Raw genomic sequence first — 20,919 nt, forward strand, 5'->3', positions numbered from 1 at the left:
TTGGTTTATCTAGGTTCAGTTTCGACCAAAGGTAATGGAAAGGTGTACTGTGTGGTCGTTATTGTTTTCTGTGCATTGGACGTAGCGCTCAAGATAGAGGCTGTATTTGTACGTTTGTAATAATACCAAAGTTGGCCTTCTCCATAAAACTCACGACGGTATTCTTTCATGATATCAAGTGTAGCGTCTGCATATTCCGCTAATACCTGACAGTTGCGGTGTGTCCGAATTTCGTTGAGGTACGCTAGTGATTTGTTTGGGTCGGTTTCACATTCTGCGGCAATCAGAAAAATTTCACTTAGCCTAAGCCCTGCTATTGTATATCGGTAATTTGGGGCATTGGTGTTGCTGAGATCCTGATATTTAAGGAAGACATTGTATGATTTGCCGCCAGCTACCTGCCAGTTGAGACTGTATCGATAATCATTGGGCCAATTGTCAAAGATAGCATTCAAGAAAGATGGGCTTGTTCCGGCCGTTAGAATGGTATTGTCCGCTAGTGCGGGATTATAGAGGTTGTTGTATATGCCATACAAGTTACGGTTTTCAAAAGCAAAAAGAACTTCGGTGGAGTAAATACGATTTACTGTACTGGGATCGCTGATATCTGTACTTTGTACCCATGGAAATTTGCTTTTATTTTGAATAATAGTTTCGGCTGCCGCTAATGCCTCTGTTTTCTGGTCTGCATATAATAGTACACGTGCTTGTAGTCCTTTAACTGCATAGTAATTGAGGTGATAATTACGCGCCTGCAGGTATGGCTTTTTGCCATAGTCAATAGTACCTGTGGTCTGATCTACTTTTGTCATTGTAAGTGCAGGATCTGACGTTTGCAGTAATTGTTCTGCAAGTTGGAGATCGTCAAGGACATTGGAGATGACTTCCTTGGTGGTTGAGTATGGGGCCGATTCATAGCCTGTATGTTCGTAATAAGGAATTGTCGCGGCTTCTGGAGCTACTGTGTAAGCTGGGGCAAACATGCGGACAAGGTCAAAGTAAAGATAGGCCCGGAGCGCGTGCGCTTCGCCCGACATAATGGCTTTGGACTGCTCGTCCAACACCGAACCATAGGTTTCGATGTTTTCCAGAAATTTATTGATATTGGTAATGTTGACATAAAGATTTGTCCAGATTGCACTGATGCGGTTTTTTGGTCCTGCTTCATCGTAATTGAAATTTGTGAGAGCTTGTATTCCAAGGTCATGTGTAGAGGACATGTAATAATATTGTGCCAGGAGGTCAGGCACTTGTAGCGTTAGTTCGCTGCCATAGAGGTTGTCGGCACCCAACTTGAGGTAGATGCCATTGAGTCCGTCAATGAATCCTTGAGGGGTCTGGAAGACTTCATCTTCGATAAACTTATCTTCGGGCTTTACATCTAGCCATTTGTTGCAGCCAGTTAATGCGTATGCACAAACGAAAAATGGGATGAGTATTTTTTTTAGCTGTTTCATTATTTCAGTGTTGCGTTTAAACTTAGGGATATTGATCTTGTGAAGGGATAGTCTATACCACGTTCGCGTTTGACGGTCGAGGTATAAAATATATCATTCATATAGGCTGAGAGCCGTAGATTGGAGAGTTTGGCCTTATCCAGCCATTGTTTGCCTCTAAATTCGTAGCCGAGATTAATGGATTCACCACTAAATGTGTTTTCGTCTTGTACAAAACGGGAAGAAATAGGGGTTGAACCGGTAATGGCTATTGCTTTAAATTGTGCAATGTCGCCTGGATTTTTCCAACGTTCGTATAATGCCCGCTTATCCTGATTGTTTTCGACATTATTGATCGATATATTCTCTACTTTATTATACAGAGCGGAATTGAGATAGTCACTTTTCAGCTTATAGCGGATAATGACACTTGCTGTAAATCCTTTATAGCCCAAGGTACCGCGCAGGGTTCCTTCTGCCAAAGGCTGTGAACTTCCGACCACGACAATATCATTGGTGTTATAATTAAAGGTTTGCTGGCCATCTTTTGATAAGAAGACTTCTTGCCCAGTTGCTGGATCTATGCCCAGAGAACGTACAGCCCATAAATCGCGGGGGCTATAACCATCTTTGAAACGAACAAGAGACTGGCTGGTTTGCATTTCTTCGTTGAGAGCATTGAGCTTATCGTTAAAATTGTCATACCGTTGCTTTGTGATGGCTCCTGTGAGACCAAAGGTTAGTACGAATTGATCTTTCGGTCGATATATGGGCGAATAGTTGACGATTGTTTCTACTCCTTTGACGTCCAATGTACCCGCGTTAAAAGGATAGTTGGAAAGCCCTGTGGAGGCAGGTAATGTGACAGCGACGACGAGCGGATCTGTGTATTTGTCAAAAGCATTGAATTGTATGTTCAGCTTGTTTTTGAAAAATGTACCGTCCACACCGATGCTGGTCTGCCGTGTGCGTTGCCATTCGAGATCTGGTGCGCCTAAAGCGGAAAGGAAAATACCTTGACCAAAGCGGTTGACATTGCGATCGTAGTCAAATATGGACTGGCTGACATTGCCGAAGCTTTGATTGCCCGTAATCCCTATATTTCCGCGAATCCTTAAGTTATTGATCCATGTATTGTTTTTGAGGAACTTTTCTTTATGTGCATTCCAGCTCAAACCGATGGAGTAATAGGGGGAATAGAGATTGTTGGACCCAAAACTTGTCGAACCGTCTATATTGTAATTAAAATCCGCGTTGTAACGTTGGTCATAGGAATAGTTGACGGAAGCGACAATGGAGTTTCGGCGTGCGATTCTGGTCGCTACGCTCGGCTTTGAGCCAGTTTGATAACCAAAGGCGAAAGATGGATTTCCGTTACTCGCTGAAGGAAATCCCACGGCAATGTACCCATTGGATCGACTATTATTTTCATTGATTTCGCCACGTAAGTTAGCTGTTAGGCTATGCAGTTTTTGAAAAACCTTTGCATAGGTCAACATGGCATTGGCTGTATAGCTAAATGATTCAGCTCCGCGATAGGTAAGCTTCCCTTTGAGGTCATTGGTCACTTCATCAAATTGGGTATCCAATGGCGAGGCAAAGGTATTTGAATTGGTTGTGCTTTTGCTGATCTGTGCTCCGGCTGTTATACCTAAAGCGGGACTAATAGAATAGGTCAGCTGTAGGTTGTTGCTAATCGTATAATTTTTGGTCCTATTATAGCTGGACAATGAAGCGTTATAAAGCGGGTTGGCTATTGATAAAAAAGCACCCGGGCTATTGGATTCTGTACGGGCTAGATATTTTTCATCGGCTGATTTGAATTCATAATACGGATTTGTGTTTACCCAGAGAGAGAAGCTACCATAAGGTGATTCATTACCTGTATATCCTGAAGCAAAGGCTCTATTGGCAATATTTAGTTTCCCCGTCCGATAATTTAAATTAATATTGGCCCCCCAATCTTCCCTTCCAGAGCCGATCATGGCTCCTTTTGTTGTTCTGTAGTTGCCCCCAAGGTCGAAGACTACAGCTCCCTCACCTCCTCTGGCGCTTAATGAATGACGTTGTGAATAGGCTGTCTGAATAGGTTTGTCCAACCAGTATGTATCTACCCCTCGCAAGACATTTTGTAAACGGATATTATAGATATTGTCTAAGGCTATTTGTTGTTCAAAGTTATTTGAAATTGCTGTATATCTTCCAGACAAGCGTTCGAACTCCAATTTTTCTGCGGCGTTCATCATATTGTAGCTGCTTAAGTCAGGGAACTCAAGATTCAGATCTGACGTATAACTTAACCGTACTTTTCCGGCAACAGGTTTAATGGTTTCAATGACAACGACACCGTTGGATGCTCTGGAACCGTATATCGCTGTTGAAGCAGCATCTTTTAGGATGGTGGCCGACTTGATAATATTCATATCAAGACTCATGATGGTTCGTAGATCGGATTCAAAGCCATCGAGAATAAATAAGGGCTGATTGGGGTCGGACGAAAATTCATCGCGAAGTGAGGATGTGGCAATACTGGTTTGTCCCCGCAGTTCGATTGTAGGAAGCGCATTGGGATTGGAACCTATACTGTTGTTTTCAATTTGGATAAAGGAAGGGTCAAGTGCGCGCAAGCTGGCCACTATATTTTGGTTGTTGACCATTTTGAGTTCTTCGCCAGTGAAGCTTGCTGTTGCCCCAGTGAAACTTTCCTTTTTGCGCTCCATCATACCGGTTACAATTACTTCGTCGACAACACGTTCAGTACGTTTTAGTTTGATGAGCAGACCTGTAGATGTTTTTTTTGCCGTGAATTCACTGTCTTCAAAACCAAGCATAGAAACTAGTGCCTGTTGTCCATCCGCTGACAATGGAAGAGAGAAATTTCCATTGGACATGGATTGGACGGCTTTTCGTGAATCGCTTTTGAGCCGTATTGTAGCACCTATTACAGGAAGCCCAGTTTCATCTACGATACGCCCTGTAATTGTGCTCTGATCAGTTCGGTTATTGTTAATACTGGATGTTGCTTTCTTCGGAATGGATTTAATAACAATGGTTTTGTTGACGATTTCATAATCTAGACCATTTGGCTCGAGAATAGCTTTTAACGCTTCTGTAAGGCCTTGTGTTCTTGAGTATAATTTTATTGGTCCGAATCTTCTCCATATCGACGTCTTTATAGAAGAAGCTGTATCCCGATTGCTTTTCCAATTGCTGGAAGACCTGCCGGATATTGGCGTTTTGGGTATTGATGGAAATTTGTTGAGCGCTTAGTGAACCGTATACATGTAAAAGACCGGCAGTTAATAACGCTGGTAACAGGCGAAAATTTGTATTATTTCCCCCAAACGGCTTGTGTTTAATACTATGGTGGTCGCTTGTCTGCTGCTTGCTCCAATAGGCGGCAGTGAAAATTTGGGCTGTGGATAGGAGGGGTACCCAAGGTACCCGCGGTCTTGTTTTGTTAAATTCTTTCATGAAAGGTAGGTGTTAATTCGTATTTAGTTAGTTTGCTAAACGGATCATTCTTACGTTGTTGTTATTCTTTTCAATTCTTATTGATATACCAGCGGTCCTCAGCACTTCAAGCACCTCTTTTAGATTAGTTTGTTTCAGGATCTTACCACTGAATTTTTCACTGACATTTGAATTGTCCAGTTCAACGCGTAGATCATACCAACGCGCCAGTTGGCGCATTATTTCGTTGGGGCTGGCGTTATTAAAGGTAAAGTACCCTTCGCGCCATGCAACGTATTCCGTGGCATCTACAGACTTTTTGCTGATCGAGGAGGCATTGGATAGCGCCTGTTGATTGGGGTATAGGACAAGTTTTTGATTTCGCTGTTGCACTTCTACTTTCCCCTCGACTAGGGTTGTTTTGGTCAATGGCTCATTGTCGTAGGCTTGTACGTTGAAGTGTGTTCCAAGGACTTTGATGTCTTGGCTCGATGTTTTGACGATAAAAGGTTGTGCAGGATTTTTGGTTACTTCAAAATAGGCCTCACCATGCAGTTCGACCAAGCGTTCGGTTCCGGTAAATTTAGATGGATATGTTAATGAACTATGGGCATTCATCCACACTTTGGTACCATCGGGCAGCGCTATTTTGAATAGCTGCCCCCTAGGTGTCGATAATGTATTCTGGACAATCTTATCTGCCTGATTATTATAAACAATTTCTCCGTTTTTGATTTCCTGTATACCCTCTATGGCCGGTACGGATTTTCCTGTTTTATCCAATATGATGACTTTACCATCCTCAAAAGATAGTTTTACCTTTTCTTTGGCAGGTTGTATAGCGGCCAATTGAGCGAGAGGAACTGGATTGAAGACAAAGTTGTTTCTATAGTAAATATAGCTTAAGCTCGCACTTACGATTATAAAGATACTAGCAGCTGCCTGTAATTGGAGGCGGTGCTTTTTGTGAAAAGGAATTACCTCGATAAATGCAGGATGCCCCAATAGGCGCTCGCGGACCCGTTTTTGACCACCTTGGATAATATCCTCGGCAGGAAGCTGTAATGAAGATTGTTCGTCAAAGGCATCCTTTAAAGTGTGGTATTCTTCCTTTGTCTCGAAACCGAGCAGGTATTTACGTATTAATGCGGCGAATGAATTAGATATGTTCATTATTTCTTTTGGTTAGCCTTGTATAGATATAGTCACCGAAAGAATAAAAAGCACCTATGTAAAAATAAAAAAAAATTAAAAAAATGAAATAAAGAGGTGAAAGTCTTTGGTTATGAGGCGTAAACGTTTAAGGGCTTTATTGATTTGGTTTTCAACTGTACTCTTGGATAGCCCATATTCAAGGGCGATTTGGTTAATGGATTTGTTGTTGACGCGACTTTCCTTGAAGATCAGTTTGCATCGTTCGGGCAGGTTTTCAATTTCCTCTTGGATCAGGTCGAGTAGATAGCGGTAATGTAAACGATCTTCGATGGGGGCATCGTCTAGAATAATGTCAACCCTATCGATGTCGACAGCATATTGTGCATTGTTTTTATTAAGGTACGTGAAGCTTAGATAACGTGCACCGGTCTTTAAGTAAGATTCAATATTATTGATTTCTTGTACTCTGTTTCGGTTTTTCCATATGCTCAAGAAGAGGTCATGTAGGATATCCTCGGTGGCTTCGGTGTTTTTTATTCTCTGATAGACCTGTTGGTATATTGGTTTCCAAAAGTGGTTGTACAATGCATCAAATGCCGTACGATCGCCTTCTGCGATCTGCTGTAGCCAATATGCAATATTGTTTTCCATTTTCGGGTAGTTACCATACAAAAGTATTTAAAAAATGAATAAATAAAAATAAGTTAGGGCATTCATATTGTTACCCTAACTTATTGTGATCCTTATTTTTTACTCCATTCTTCAAGTAATGTTTTCAATTTTGGGTCGCTAGGTCTCGGGCTATCTGCGGAAATTAGGTTTCCCGCCTTATCGATCAGAATATAACGTGGTATACCATTTACTTTATACGCATTTGTTAACTCATTTCCCGGTCCGGCGTGTAATTGAATTCCTTTGATGTTTTTCTCTTTAACATAGGTTTCCCATTTTGGTTTGTCCTGGTCGACAGAAATACCAACAAATGCGATAGGTTTTCCTTTAAACTCCTCGTTAAGTTTTTCCCAATGTGGTTCTTCCGCACGACAAGGTCCACACCATGTAGCCCACATATCGACCAATACCACCTTACCTTTAAGATCTGCGAGATTTGTTTTCTTGCCACTAAGATCGGGATAGCTAAATTGGAAAGCTGGCACACCTGTTTTTGTTTCTACCAGTTTTAGCTCGATGGCCTTTGCTCGTTCAATCTGTTCGGGTAAAGTGAAATATTTTTTATAAGTGTTGTTCATCTCCTGAAAGTCGCTGTACGAGCGAACTCCTTCTAAACGTTGCAAAATATATTGTCCTTTAAGCACATCGGGGCCGATGGTAGACACCAGCTGCTCTACAGTCGGTTTACTTGCTAAATCAACTTTTCGATACACCAGATTGGTTAAGAAACGATCACCATAAGGGAGTTTCAATAGAGTCGGTGTAAGATACCTGTCTGCTTTGAATGCGGTATAATAGTCACTCATTTCCTCTTTGCTCGGATGTGCTGTTCGTGGCATTTGCAAGTAGGATGTCGCATAATAGGCAAAATCATAGTCTATCAGCTCGGAGAACAATTTGTCAAAATTTGCATTTCCTGTTTTAGCTTTTTTCTTGATGCCATCCAATTTTCCTTTGAAATCTTCTACCTCTGGAAAGAAGTCCACGTATGTGCTTCTACCTCCAGGTGTGAGTCCTTTGTCGTGAAAAGACTTGGACTGTTGATCCCATGTGTATAATGCTTGATTTTCCGGACTATTTTTTCCTGTCAATTCGTAGGCCCCTTGGTCTAATTTGAGGTTTAATTCTTCGTTACCTTTGAAATAGAAACGAAATAATCCTTGTTGGCTTTGTGGGTTTCCACTCCCCAGCGCATATAGACCTTCATATTCTGGAGTGAACCGAAATCCGAATCGGCCTTGTCCATCCGGTACGGCAGTAGCGATTTCTTTCAGGCGGCCATTAAGGACTTTAAAGAGCCCGATGCGGTTTAATTTTCCGGGAGTTATTGAGCCATTGATGTTACTGGGCAATTGGGCTAATGCGGCGAACGATGTCAGTGCTGCTGTAATTAATAAAAGGGTTTTTCTGATCATAGTAAAGTTCGTTTAACTTAGTTTAACTGGAATATTTTTTTTTATGTCTTTGGCTTTAAATAGTGTATTGTCTTTCTTCTCAATTGCTTTTTGTAGTGCGAGAAACTCATTTTTATTGGGTGAGAAATAGGGTGAAGTTGAGGTGTTAAGTACAATCGCTATGGATTTGGCAGCGTTATCATAATCTTGTAGATAATAATGCAAAAGAGCTAGCCGATAGTTGTCAACTATATCTAAAGGCTGTTGTTGTTCTAGGTATTGTGAACGAATGGCTTGTAAAATCGTCGAATTATTTGACTGGTCTATAATAATTGGCCCTAAAGCATTGCTTCTTTCATCCCAGGTCGGATATAATTTATACTGGTCGATTAATGCTAAATAGCTTCGGGCATCTTTGGAGCCCGTGTAATAGTTTGTAATAAAGGATGGTAGAAATACATCCCATAATCTATCGGTGAAGGTAGGGCGTATGTATTTAAACATATTGTGGAGACTATCCAGCTGTTGTCTGTTACCGAACTCCTTGCTTCTTGCTTTTGCTATGTTTGTAATTTTGTTTCGCAGTAGATTTCCCCCGTACATATTGATCAGTTTTGGCAGGTTATTGTAAGCCCAATTGTTGTACTTGGTAAATCCGGTAACGGAGTTGGCTAAGATAGCCGTTTCATTGAAAAGATCTTCTTGTTGGTCTAGATAGCTTTCTAATTCAGCAAAATCATGTTTTTCCCCAGTTTTGATAAACCGTTCGCTGTAAGCAGCGGGGTATGGATTGTCCAATGTCTTGTTAAATGCTAAATACTGTTGCGCGTTATCTCGTTGCTTAGCTTCCTGTAAGAGGGCAATCAACCTATTCACTGAAAAGAAGCCGGATTCTATCAAAATGGTTTGGCCATCGGGATTCACGACGACAAACGTTGGGAAACCGGGCGCACCATATTTACGTGCCAATTTTTTGCCATCCATTTCCTTCATTACATCGGTTTTGTAAAGAAGATAATTTTTGTTGAGCTCTTTGATGACATTAGCATCCGGAAACACTTCCTTATCCATCTGCGCACAAGGGATGCAGCCAACAAAGTAGAGGTCGATAAGGATCAATTTATTATCTTTTTTAGCTTGGGTCTGGCATTCGGCAAAGGTTCCTTGAAAAGCTTTTTCCTGAGCATTTAATGCCAGTCGATAAAAAATGCCCATGCTAAGAATTGCCAAATAAAGAAAGATTTTTTTCATTTTGTTGTTTTTAGGATTTTCGTACTGGTTGTATATTTATAGCGTTATTTGGGTGTTGTCCTTTAGCATGATCGTGATTTCATTTTCTTTGGCTTTTAGCCAAATTTGGCCGATCAATCTGGGGTTTTTCTCGAGTTGATCGACGTAATAGCCATCAATCTGTTGGATGAGATCACCATTTTTCAGCGGGCTTTCATTTGGAGGGGTACCAACGGAGCCAAGTGCTTTTAACAGTCCGGTATTATCCCAGCCAAATTGATGGTTTCGAATCAGAAAGTCCTGCGGTAGTGCATGTAGTTTATTTGGTGCAAAAAAGACTTCGCTTTCTGCGAGGTTGATGGTCATATTGTATCTGCTCAATAGACGGATACCAATAGATCCGTCAACGCCGGGCTGCCATTGTTCGTTATCAGCAGTACCACCCATCAATGTTATAGGTAGGCCTGCCATTGGGGGAAGTGGTGAAATCGCAAATTGGTGGCTTTTACCTAGAAATGTAGGTGAGGAAATACCCATGCTGACTGTCGCGGCCTGGGCCTCGGGTTTGAAACCGCTGACGAGTAATTTGTTTTGGCGTACAAAAGGTCTGAAACAAATGAGGTCGTACGAAGCTCCTGTGTCGAAAACAAAACGACCGGCGTAGCTTTTGCCTTTCGTGATATCGAGCTGTCCGGGAAGTACCATGACCCCGGAGGGCATACTGATTGGCACTAGAGTGCCTTGTCCACTGTATTGAAAACCACCGAATTCATAGAGAGACAGGAGATTATTGTCGTAGTCAATATGGGTGATGTATCGTCGAATTATGGTATTGCCAATGATGCCATCACCATCGCGGCCCATCTCTGGAAAAATGGCAATACTTTGTTTTTCAATGTTGAGGGTATCTAGACCAACCGTGTTGTTTTCAGAAATTTGGATTTTAGCATGCCCGCCTACCACAGACGCATTTTTTTCTCTTGTTATTTTTAAACCGATGCGATCAGCGAGTTGCTGGCTGACGGCCATGCCATCCGCTCCTGTGTCGAAAAGTAGGCGTAGTGGTTTGTCGTAGCCGTTGATTTTGACTTGTAGATAGATGGAGCCATTGTGGTTTTCGAAGGGAATGACAGCCCGTAACTTTGCTGAGTCCATACGTTGCATTCCATAAAGCTGGTCGAATAGCGACAGGTGGACTAATTTGTCTGTTGTATCGAATAATGCTTCGGCATTGATCGATTTGTTTACTTTATCTAGGATAGCTAGTTGCATGACGTGCCCTCTTTTCACTTTCCTATCTGCTTTGATGTCAATTTTTGAAATTTGGTAATTTTTGACAATTTGGTCAAGACGGAATTTAGCTCCAGCGTCTGTGTGTCCAGCAATGGAAAAGTTGGATGCCAACTCGCCAGTTAGGAAGGTCGTGTCTTTTTGCTGGAACGCTTGAAAAAGTTTTTGAGCGAATGTAGCACTGGATTGGGCATAACTGCTGAATACCACTAAGGTACATACTCCAGTTAAAATTGATTTTTTAGTTTGTGTATACCACATAAAATTGGTTATCATTTTTAATAGTCCCTCAAAGAGAGGAAAGAAGGTGATCTATTGGTGTCTTTTAGACAAAGTATAACACATTTGTTTTTTTTCATTGTTCTCTCTGGTTGCCATGTAGAAGTATAGTTGTAAAAAGTTTGTCAAGCACCTACGTGTAAGCTGAAAAAAAGATGAAAATTGTTATAACGCTTATTAAAATCCGTAGATTTCTTTCAGGGCGACGTCGATATCGTCTGTAGCGGAAGCAATAACACGTAAGAGAATATTACCATTTTCATCCACTAGAATTTTCGTTGGGAACCCACTTATTTGGTAAGTCTTTACGATATCCATCTGCTCTTTCTTTTCATTATTGAGTACATTGATCCAAGGTAAGTTGAGCTGCTGTATAGCTTTGTTCCAAGTTTTTTTGGAGTCTTCTAGGCTTTTTCCATGTTCGTGGGCGATACCTACAATTTCAAATCCCTTTTCTTTGTAGCGGCTATAGAGCTCTTGGAGGTGGGGCATACTAGCCCGACAGGGACTACACCAGCTCCCCCAAAAATCCAATAAAACAACTTGCCCACGCAAGTTTTCCAACTTAAAATGTGTTCCCGTTGAAGTAGGACGTTCGAAAAGGGGCGCAGCTTTACCTTTTTCAGTCACTAATTCTTTTTCGATACGAGCTTGTACCGCCATTCCAATGCTCGTTGATTTGTAGGTATTGGACAATTCATCAAAGGCCGTTTTGTAATCTGCAGACGTATAGCTAGATCTCATTCTGTAGAGTAGAAATAAGCTACTGTACAAATGGGGATGACGCTTTACGAATTCCTTGTGAAGCTGGTTTTCTTTTTTACCGAGCTGACTGATTTGTTGAAGTATGCTTTTCCCTTCTGGCGATTCAGTAGAGATTTTGTTTGTTAAGATTGGGGTATAACGTGTTTGTTTTTGTTTAATAAAAATTGCGGTAGACTGGCGTAAACTATTGTAAGCATTGTTTTCTTCTCCACCTTCGACATCTGCAAATTGGAGCTCTTCGTTATCGGATTTAATGCTGATATTATCTTCTCCAATGAATAAGTTAAGCGGTGATTGCATTGGATTCGTAGCGGTCATTTGGTCTGCTGTACGTAACGTAGCTTCTGCTATTTTTGGTTGTTTGGGCACCTTGAATTCAAATCCTCCGTTAGGAATTGTCTGAGAAAAAACTTGTTTCTTGTTGCTGTTGTCGGTAAAAGATAGGATGATCCTATTGACGGAGTTGCCAACAACTGTATGAAGTTGTCCTTTTATGGTGATACTATCCCCCTGTGCCAACAAAGCAAGGGGGGATAGTATAAAACATAAAAGGAACAGCTGAAGTTTGTTCATGATTAGTTTTCCTTTAATATTGATGTACTGATGAAGGTTTAACGTTCACGGTAGGTTAAACTTTTGATCCGGCCAAATCCCGTATAGGATTTATCCAACGCAATATTTGCATTTAGACCAGGGACAGTATATATGTTTAAGCTGCCTTCTGTGCCATCTGTTTTGCTTGGATCATAAAGACCAACCATAAGTTTATTTCCATCGGTATATTTGGTGGAATTCTTGAATTCATAGAAATTCAAATAGCTGACTTTTTTGTCACCTAGATCAACCATCAATTTGGACGTTTTATAGGTCATATCGTATTCATAAATTTTGCCTCCGACGCTGTAAAATAGGTAGCCAAATTCGGGATTAAAGGCAAAGAATTCTGCTTTATCGATGTCCGTACCTGTTATTTCGCTGTAGTAAGTCTGTGCGGTGCTAACAGCGTTGAATCGTGCGAGGTATTTTTTTGAGGCCTTAGGTTCTTTTAGGATGGAGAAGATCTCACCGCCATTGTATGCCATCCAGCGCATGTATACCATGTCCAGTCCAGTATTAAAGCTGAATAACTTAAGATCTTTTTCCGGGTCGATAAGCGTGGTGCAAGTTGAGGCAGTAGATACATGACGCACAAATCTTCGATTGGTTTTATCATACAATATAATAGGGTTGGAGATGTCCCTATGCCATCCACCTATGAAGGGGGCTACCTCAAAACTTTTTTCCTCAGCTGCGATGTAATTGATCGGGGATGAGTAGAATATATTCATTGGGCGATCATAAAAGTAGGCGTTTCCACCGCCTATCAAATAGGAAGACGAGCCATTTCTTTGTTGGATGACGTCGGCATAAAATCCGGCGGGAATTGCACCAATCATTTCATATGATAGTTCCATGGTATTTGTCCATTTGAAGGTGTTGGGATCCACTTTTGTTGTACCGTTATCTGTGCCGAAATATAAACCGTAGCTGATCTTGTCTGGCCCGAGTAGTAATCCTGTAGCATATGTATAGGTCATGACAGGTTTGCCTGTTAATGTAAGCTCCGATCCCGTATAAGCTAAAATGTCGTTATAAACATCAAAGGTGTTGGATGCATTTAACACGAGCATATCGACTCTGGCCTTACCATTGGCTTCGTTCATCATAATCCAACCTTCATTGATTTCGTTGACGACTTTGAGTTTGAATGGACGTGTATATTTTATTCCTGTCTGTTTTTCTGTGACAGAAAAATAGGCTTGATAGCTTCCCGCAGTAAGATTTATTTTAATATTCAGATCTTTTTCTTCACTTAATGAGATTATTGTTTGGCCTCCAAGGCCGTTGGAACCGATATAAGTCCATTGGTACTGATAATTATCTTCAATAAATTTGCTGTCTTGTGTGAATTGGATTTTAGGCGTCAATTGGAGGTCTTTACCGACAAGAGCAGTGACTTCGTTGGGTAGTTCTGCGATCGTATCCAATTCATTTATTTGAACATAATTATAATTTCCAAGATCTTTTTTACAGCCCCCCAAGAACATACATGTCATCAACAGGCTAATGATCGAATATGAGATATTTATTTTCATTTTTTTCGTTTTAAGTTTACAGGCTATTGAGCAGCACTCCCCATACTCATTGGTTGGCCGTCTTCGTCCAAGATAAGGTTGCCAGCCGCCTTTTGTTCATTCAGATACCGCTGCATAAATTTGCCATAGGCTAATGTTTCAGCAATTGAGATATTGGTATCCATATACTGGGGGTCGACATTCAGGACTTCCACCATTAAGTTGAGCTTTTTACGCGAAAAGGTTCCGAGATAGAAGTCCAGCCAACGGGTTGGCTTTTTTATTATATCATTGATAAACCATCTATAATTAATGAAATTCAGTCTTTGGCCTGTAGTTTGGTTCGTCACCTTATACTGCATGTCGACCGAAAAGCTTTCATTTTCAAGAAGGTCAAAGCTGAGCAGGAAATTTTGGTCTTTCATGTCAGAAGTTCGCATAAATCTGAGCCATATGGTATCCCGAAGTTGATTCTTTTTGATCGAAAAATCCTTGTTGATGATTTCGTAGTGTTTGCCCTCAATTGCAGTAGATGATGCATTTGGGACGATTTTATACGGTCGGTCGTTATCTGTTGCGTTTCCCATGGTGGCAATGACCATATGCACAAGGGAGTCGACTATTGCCTCTTTGGTCAGACTGAAAGAGATCAGGGTAGAATCTTTAAGGACCTCAGAGGAATAGGCGAGGGGCCGGGCCGTTTCATTAAAATAAATGGTTGGCTTTCCTTCATACTTGTGAAGTTCTTTCTCACATGAACTGAGACAAGTAATAGCTGCGAGAGCTAATAATAAGTAGCATATATTTTTCATGTGTAGCATTTTATTGTCTATAAATTGATTCAGAATCTGGCAGAGGAACGTTATAATTTATCGTTACGTTACCACTTGTCGAAGAGCCATTGGCTACAGAGGTTACGTTCCTTCGTTTGTAATAATAAAAAAGCTGGCCTTCTCCGAAAAGGTCCTTCTGATACTCTTTTTGAAGTTCGGTGGAGATGTTTACCGTTGTTGCCAAGGGCAGTAAGCCTCTGTTGGCACGCACGATATTCAGCAAGGTTATTCCGTCGGCAGCATTGGGCTCGCATTCGGCTGCGATGTAATAAATTTCACTTATTTTGAGCAAAGGAATGCTGAAACGAAAAGTTCTGGTTTTGTCTACGACATCGGCATATTTAAGAAACGTTTTATAAGGTTTGGAGCCATTGGAAGGCATCTGCCAGTTCAGATTATACCTGTAATCATTTTCATTGTTTTCGTATACAGTAGCTAGCCGACTTGGCGTAGGTGCTAATATTTGCCTGTCACTAAGAGATGGATCGAACAAATTCAGGTAACGATTGTATAGCTGGGAATTCATCACGCCAAATAGCATTTCTGACGAAAATACGCGATCGGGATTTTGCTTTTCAACCAAAGCATTGGCAGAGGTTGTCCAAGGAAACTTGTCGCTTATAGCGATCACCTCTTTGGCCATGGTTAAAGCATTGGTTTTGTCGCCACGATAGAGGTAAACACGTGCTTTGAGACCTTTTATCGCATAATAATTAAGCCGATAATTTCTGTTATTGCTTAGAAAGTCGACTAAGTCTTCTGGTTGGGCAATATTCACACCAGTCGTGATGATGGGATCATTTTGTAGTAAAGTTTCAGCAAGGTTTAAATCAGCCATTACATTATCCATAAAATCATTGGCTGGTAATAAGGGATTTACTTCGGTTTTCGTGTTTCTATAATAGGGCAAACTCTGTTTTGTAGAATCTACAGTTGAGTAGCGAGGGCCATATAGTCGTAATAGATCGAAATGCAGGAATGCGCGCATGGCGATTGCTTCGCCTCTATACATGTTTTCTGTGGATTGATCGACAACACCTTTGTATTTATCGAGATTTTCCAAAAAGACATTAATATTTAGGATCGTCGAATAAGCGGCCGACCAGATATCTTCCATACGGTCTACGGTTGGTTTATCTTTGTAGGCATAAGTGGCCGTCTTATATTGGTTATGTTCAGTACTGATATTATAGCGCTGACCGAGGATTTCGATGGTAGAAAGTGTTAGGTTATCTCCGTATAACTGGTTTGCTGCGAGGTCCAGATAGATTCCATTGAGCACGGATCGAATGCCATTTTTGGTGCTGTATAACTGAGATTCTGAAACCTTGTCTTCCGGTTGAACATCCAGGAATTTTTTACAGGAGAAAAAAGAGACAGTTGTCAGCAGAATTAGAAGTATTTTAATAGTGCGTTTCATAAGTCAATAATTAAAATGATGCTCTGAAGGAGAAGGCAAAAGTTCTGGCATAAGGGTAGGATATACCACGCTCTCTTCTGACGGTGGAGAAATATAGGAAGTCATTTGCCATCAGGTTGACGGACAAGGTCTTCAATTTCATGCTCTCCAGCCACGGACTTTTGTCAAATAGATAGCCAATGTTTAAGGTTTCACTGCTGAGTGTGTTCAGCGATTGGACAAATCGTGATGATATCGGCGTAGTTGCCGTTTGGGAAATCGCCTTAAATTGTGCAATATCCCCTGGATTTTGCCAGCGGTCGTACAATGCACGTTTGTCCTGGTTGTTCACAACGTTCGTGAAGTTAATATTCTCCACTTTGTCAAATAATGCTGTATTAAAGATATCACCACCTAATCTATAGCGTAGGCCCAGTCCGAATGTAAATCCTTTAATCCGAAGGTTCGTGGAAATTACACCCTCGACTTTAGGTGCTGTATTTCCGACATTGGCTACGTCAGCAGCGCTGTAATCAAATGTATATTGTCCATCTTTAGTCAAGAAAACTTCTTTTCCGGTGGTTGGATCAATTCCCAAGGATTGGGTCGCCCAAATGGCTTCAGCGCTATTTCCATCTATATATCTGACCAAGGATTTGGATGTTTCCTGCTGCTTGTTAAGGGTTCGCAGGATGTCGCCAAATCCACCGTATTGGCTTTTGTAACTTGCGGCTGTAAGGCCAATATTCCAAGTGATACCTTTTTCAAGGTTATAGATCGGATAAATTGTTAGCTTAGTCTCTAATCCTTTATAGGTCAGGTTGCCGATATTATAAGGATAGGAAAATACGCCAGTTGAGGACGGTAAGTCTACGGGAACTATTAATGGATCTGTTTTCTTGTTGTACGCATTGATATAACCTGTAAAACGATTGTTGAATAGGCTGAAATCTAAAGAGGTACTGATCTGTTGTGTCTTTTGGGGTTCTAGATTGGGATTGCCCAGCATATTAAGAGTTACGCCCTGACCGAACTGATTGTAATTTGTACTCGTATAATTGTATAGCGAAATTGAGCTGATATTAGCAAAATTCTGATTACCTGTGATACCCACATTTCCGGTTAGTCGTAAAGAGTTTATCCAAGGCATTTTTTTTGCGAATGCTTCTTTGTGGATATTCCAGCCTAAACCGACGGCATAATAAGGAGAAAATTGCTTGTTACTGCCATAAGCCGTTGAGCCATCCAATCTATACACAACATCAAATAGGTAGCGGTTATCATAGGAATAATTAGCACTTAGCGTTGTATTAACCGATCTATATGTGCTACTGGATGCTACCGGAGCACCATCTAGTAAATAACTATAGGCAAAACGTGGGTTGCCCGTGTTTCCTGCAGGAAACCCTTCAGCTACAGTTGTATAGGCGTCGTTTTTATTTTCAGCTATTGTATTGCGCCAGTTGGCATTTAATTGATGCTTTTGTGCAAAGGTTTTATAAAAGGTCAACATAAAATTTCCCTGATAGGAAAAATTGTTATTCCGATTGTCCGTATATCTTCCTTTCCGTAAGGTTGGTGTCTCAAAGAAATCGCTCATTTCGGGCGACTTATAGATTTTACCTTCTGTTGTCCCCTTAGTCATTTGTAGCGCAGCATTCGCTCTTAGATAACTCTTAATGTCATAGTTGGCATTAAAGTTATTCTGAACCTCCAAGTTTTTGGATTTATTATATTGCGGCAGCATGGCATCATATAATGGATTGGCAATATAGAAATCGACGGAAGAGTTGGATTTTCGACTAATTTCCAAATAAGGGTTTTCCCAATTTTTTTCATAATATGGATTTGTATTTACCCAAGTGGAAAATAAGCCATATTGAGATTCGGTAGTCTTGTTGCCCCTGATGTAGGTAATATTGTTAATATTGACCTTGTTTTTTCGATAAGTTAGGTTGATACTACCGCTATAACTATCTCTTCCTGATCCAATCATGGCTCCTTTTCCTTTCCGGTAGTTTAAGCCAAGATTGTAGATAAAAGTCTCATCGCCACCGGCGGCATTGATCGAGTTATTCGTCGAGAAGCCATTTTGTAGCGGTTCACTTAGCCAGTAACTATCAACTCCTTTTTTTACAAATGAAAGGTGTTGATTGTATAGGCTATCGAGATAGACTTGTTGTGTAGGACTTGACGATGAGTTGTAACGCCCGGAGAGTCTTTCAAATTCTAATTTTTCGGTCGCATTCATCATATTGTATGCGGACAAATCGGGCATTTCGAATCTAAAGTCTTGTGTGTATGTAAACTGTAACTCACCAGGTTTGGGTTTTACAGTCTCTATAACAACAACACCATTAGATGCTTGTGAACCATATAGCGCCGTGGAAGCAGCATCTTTAAGTATCGTTACTGATGCGACGCGATTCATGTCAAGATCAACAATAGTTTGTATTGTTGTTGGAAAACCATCTAATACAAATAGCGGTTGATTGGGATCGGCCCCAAACTGGTCCGTTAGCGTGGAACTAGGAATACTACTCTTGCCACGGACTTCAATCACTGGCATGACGTTTGGATTTGATCCTGCTAAATTGTTCTCAATTTGTAAAAACGAAGGATCCAATGTCTTCAAACTCTGAATAATATTGTTGTTGCTTACTGCTTTTAATTCTGCACCGGAGAATTTTGTGGTCGTACCAGTAAAGCTATCTTTATTTCTATTGATCCCTGTTCCTGTAACAACGACTTCTTCAATCGTATTGTCCTTCTTGCGAAGTTTGACCAGCATTCCACTGACGGACAATGTTGCTTTGATTTCTTGGTTTTCGTAACCTACGAATGAGATAACGAGAATTTCATTCAGTGCTGTGATTGGCAGGTTGAATACCCCGTCAGCATTGGTTTTAACAGATCTTTTTTCATCGTTTTTTTGACGTATTGATGCGCCTTCCACGGGGTTACCTTGCTCATCTACAACTCTACCTTTGATTCCGTGTTGGATACTGGTGTTGACAACCTTTTCGGGCGAAATGGTCGTTATTGCATGAAGCGATGGCGCTGTAGTTCTCTTTTTAATGACTACTGTTTTGTCGAAAAAATCGTAAGAAAGATTCGCTTTGTTAAAAATGATATTCAGTACCTGTTTGAAGGGCGCTTCCTTTATATCAGCAGATAAATCAATGACTTGATTGATCTCATTTTTCTTGTAAAAAAATGTATATCCACTTTGTTTTTCAATTTTTTTCAAAATAGCTTCGAGGCTCGCCTTTTGCTTTTTGAGGGTGATCTGTTGTGCATAGGTGTTTGCATCTACTTGAGAAAGACCTAGGCCGATCATTAAGGTAATTAGGTTGATCCTCATAAGAGATCTTGATAATGGGCGCGCAAAAAAAGGGCTGTGTTTTTCATAGGAACGCCACGGATTGGGTACGGCATTTGCCGCCAAGGTGGTCGAATGAAAATCTTTCTCCCTCTTATTGAACGGAGTTAGTGTAAATTTCATTAAATTCGTTTGGTTTTAACGTGTTAATAATTTAGAAGTTAGACGATACTTTAATACCAACAAACTTGACGGGTTCTGCGCCAACAGAATCCGTCTTTTTATTGATATTACGGATCTGATCAAGGAGGAAATTTTTTACTTTTCATAGTTCAGCAATTTTGGTTATGTAATGATTAAGTTGATTTTATTGTCTTTATCTAGCACTGCCTTTGTATTTAAATCAGCAAAATTCAACAGCTTGATTAATTTATCCAAGCTGAGGTTACGGGGAATTTTTCCGGAATATTGCTCCTTATTGCTATTCGCTTTATAAGTAATCGTAATATTATACCATCGCGCAATCTGTTGAAGTACCTCGGCCGTATTATTTCCATTGAAATAGAATTGATCATTTTTCCAGCTCAACGCTTCTTCTATGTCGATTTTATGAACACGCAATCCACCCTGTTTTAGTACGGCTTGCTCATTGGGCAGGAGCCGAACACTTGATTTACTGTTTTTTTCTAAGGAAACAAGGACGGAGCCTTCTTCCAGAGTAGTTTGTGTCTTTCCAGTTTCTGGATACGCATTGATATTGAATTGAGTTCCTAAAACTTCCACCTGTTGGTCTTTTGTCTTAACAATAAATTTGCTTTTATTGCTCGTCTTGCGTACGTGGAAGTATGCTTCTCCTTGTAGTTCTACGACTCTGTTTCCCTGACTAAATGTGGTGGGATAGATAATTTTGGAATCGGCATTTAAGGTAACTAAGGTGCCATCAGAAAGGGTCAAGTCATACGTGGCGCCCTTGGGGGTATGCATGCTGTTTATTTGAACTATTGGCTTGTTGCTTTTCGCATCATGATAACTTATCTGCCCATTGCCATCCTTAATAATGATAACATCGCCGGTTTGAATGCGCTGATTTAAATTCAGCTGTTCGAGGTCGATCTTTTTTCCGTTACCTAAAGTAATGATTGCTCGTTCTTTTCCAGCTGGGACAGAAGCCAATAATTCTTCAGAAGCAATATTTTCGGTTGAGGGCCATAAGTTGTAAGCGAAGAAACCAATTAGTAGTACAGCAGCGGCAGTACCGATATATTGCACATATTTTAGTGTAGTGGACGTTCTTTCAGTTGTCCCGATTTCGTTCAATAAACGATTTTTGACATTCTTTTGGATGTCCGAAAACTGCTCTTCTGATATTTGATCGGCAGATTGCTGATCAAACCAATCAAAAAGCTGTTTACGTTCCTCGATATTTTCGGCTCGGTTCAGAAAACTGCTTATCAATCTATATAATTCTTTCACTTGCTTCATAAATCGCAACGTTATACTGGTTGGTTATAATACAAGTGATGTAAAAGAAGAGGAGCTTCTACTCAAAAAGTAAAAAAAAGTTTTTTTTATTGAAA

General features: G+C 40.6%; 14 protein-coding genes. All 14 read right to left on the bottom strand.

Annotated features, from left to right (window positions below):
- Positions 1-5: 5 nt before the first annotated feature.
- Positions 6-1,457, bottom strand: coding sequence for a RagB/SusD family nutrient uptake outer membrane protein (locus D7322_RS11090; protein ID WP_121124204.1), 1,452 nt, complete (start codon positions 1,455-1,457; stop codon positions 6-8).
- Entirely contained in the window at positions 1,457-4,612 is a 3,156-nt protein-coding gene (locus tag D7322_RS11095) for a SusC/RagA family TonB-linked outer membrane protein (protein WP_317125727.1), read from the bottom strand. The genes D7322_RS11090 and D7322_RS11095 overlap by 1 nt, the downstream gene beginning before the upstream one ends.
- Complete coding sequence (locus D7322_RS28930) at positions 4,503-4,910, bottom strand: hypothetical protein (RefSeq protein ID WP_245971321.1); 408 nt, start codon at positions 4,908-4,910, stop codon at positions 4,503-4,505. The genes D7322_RS11095 and D7322_RS28930 overlap by 110 nt, the downstream gene beginning before the upstream one ends.
- 27 nt (positions 4,911-4,937) lie before the next feature.
- On the bottom strand, positions 4,938-6,062 hold the full coding sequence (locus D7322_RS11100) for a FecR family protein (RefSeq protein WP_121124207.1): 1,125 nt from the start codon (positions 6,060-6,062) through the stop codon (positions 4,938-4,940).
- A 75-nt stretch (positions 6,063-6,137) separates the two neighbouring features.
- Positions 6,138-6,695 carry an RNA polymerase sigma factor gene (locus D7322_RS11105; protein WP_121124209.1) on the bottom strand — a complete coding sequence of 186 codons (558 nt, stop codon included), beginning with the start codon at positions 6,693-6,695 and terminating at the stop codon, positions 6,138-6,140.
- Positions 6,696-6,787: 92 nt separating this feature from the next.
- Complete coding sequence (locus tag D7322_RS11110; RefSeq protein WP_121124211.1) at positions 6,788-8,131, bottom strand: TlpA family protein disulfide reductase; 1,344 nt, start codon at positions 8,129-8,131, stop codon at positions 6,788-6,790.
- Positions 8,132-8,143: 12 nt separating this feature from the next.
- Positions 8,144-9,361, bottom strand: coding sequence for a thioredoxin family protein (locus D7322_RS11115; RefSeq protein ID WP_121124213.1), 1,218 nt, complete (start codon positions 9,359-9,361; stop codon positions 8,144-8,146).
- 36 nt (positions 9,362-9,397) lie between these two features.
- Entirely contained in the window at positions 9,398-10,906 is a 1,509-nt protein-coding gene (locus D7322_RS11120) for a retropepsin-like aspartic protease (RefSeq protein WP_121124215.1), read from the bottom strand.
- Between the two features lie 180 nt (positions 10,907-11,086).
- Positions 11,087-12,247 carry a TlpA family protein disulfide reductase gene (locus D7322_RS11125; protein ID WP_121124217.1) on the bottom strand — a complete coding sequence of 387 codons (1,161 nt, stop codon included), beginning with the start codon at positions 12,245-12,247 and terminating at the stop codon, positions 11,087-11,089.
- 38 nt (positions 12,248-12,285) lie between these two features.
- Positions 12,286-13,809, bottom strand: a complete 1,524-nt coding sequence (locus D7322_RS11130; protein WP_121124220.1) for a PKD-like family lipoprotein — start codon at positions 13,807-13,809, stop codon at positions 12,286-12,288.
- A 23-nt stretch (positions 13,810-13,832) separates the two neighbouring features.
- Positions 13,833-14,600 carry a DUF4843 domain-containing protein gene (locus D7322_RS11135; RefSeq protein ID WP_183078672.1) on the bottom strand — a complete coding sequence of 256 codons (768 nt, stop codon included), beginning with the start codon at positions 14,598-14,600 and terminating at the stop codon, positions 13,833-13,835.
- 10 nt (positions 14,601-14,610) lie between these two features.
- On the bottom strand, positions 14,611-16,041 hold the full coding sequence (locus D7322_RS11140) for a RagB/SusD family nutrient uptake outer membrane protein (RefSeq protein ID WP_121124224.1): 1,431 nt from the start codon (positions 16,039-16,041) through the stop codon (positions 14,611-14,613).
- Positions 16,042-16,051: 10 nt separating this feature from the next.
- Positions 16,052-19,525 (bottom strand): SusC/RagA family TonB-linked outer membrane protein, encoded by a 3,474-nt coding sequence (locus D7322_RS11145; protein WP_121124226.1) that lies wholly within the window; start codon positions 19,523-19,525, stop codon positions 16,052-16,054.
- A 162-nt stretch (positions 19,526-19,687) separates the two neighbouring features.
- Positions 19,688-20,824: a FecR family protein gene (locus D7322_RS11150; protein ID WP_121124229.1), complete on the bottom strand. Its 1,137-nt coding sequence runs from the start codon at positions 20,822-20,824 to the stop codon at positions 19,688-19,690.
- Positions 20,825-20,919: the final 95 nt, after the last annotated feature.

Source organism: Sphingobacterium puteale, from assembly GCF_003627955.1.
GTDB lineage: Bacteria > Bacteroidota > Bacteroidia > Sphingobacteriales > Sphingobacteriaceae > Sphingobacterium > Sphingobacterium puteale.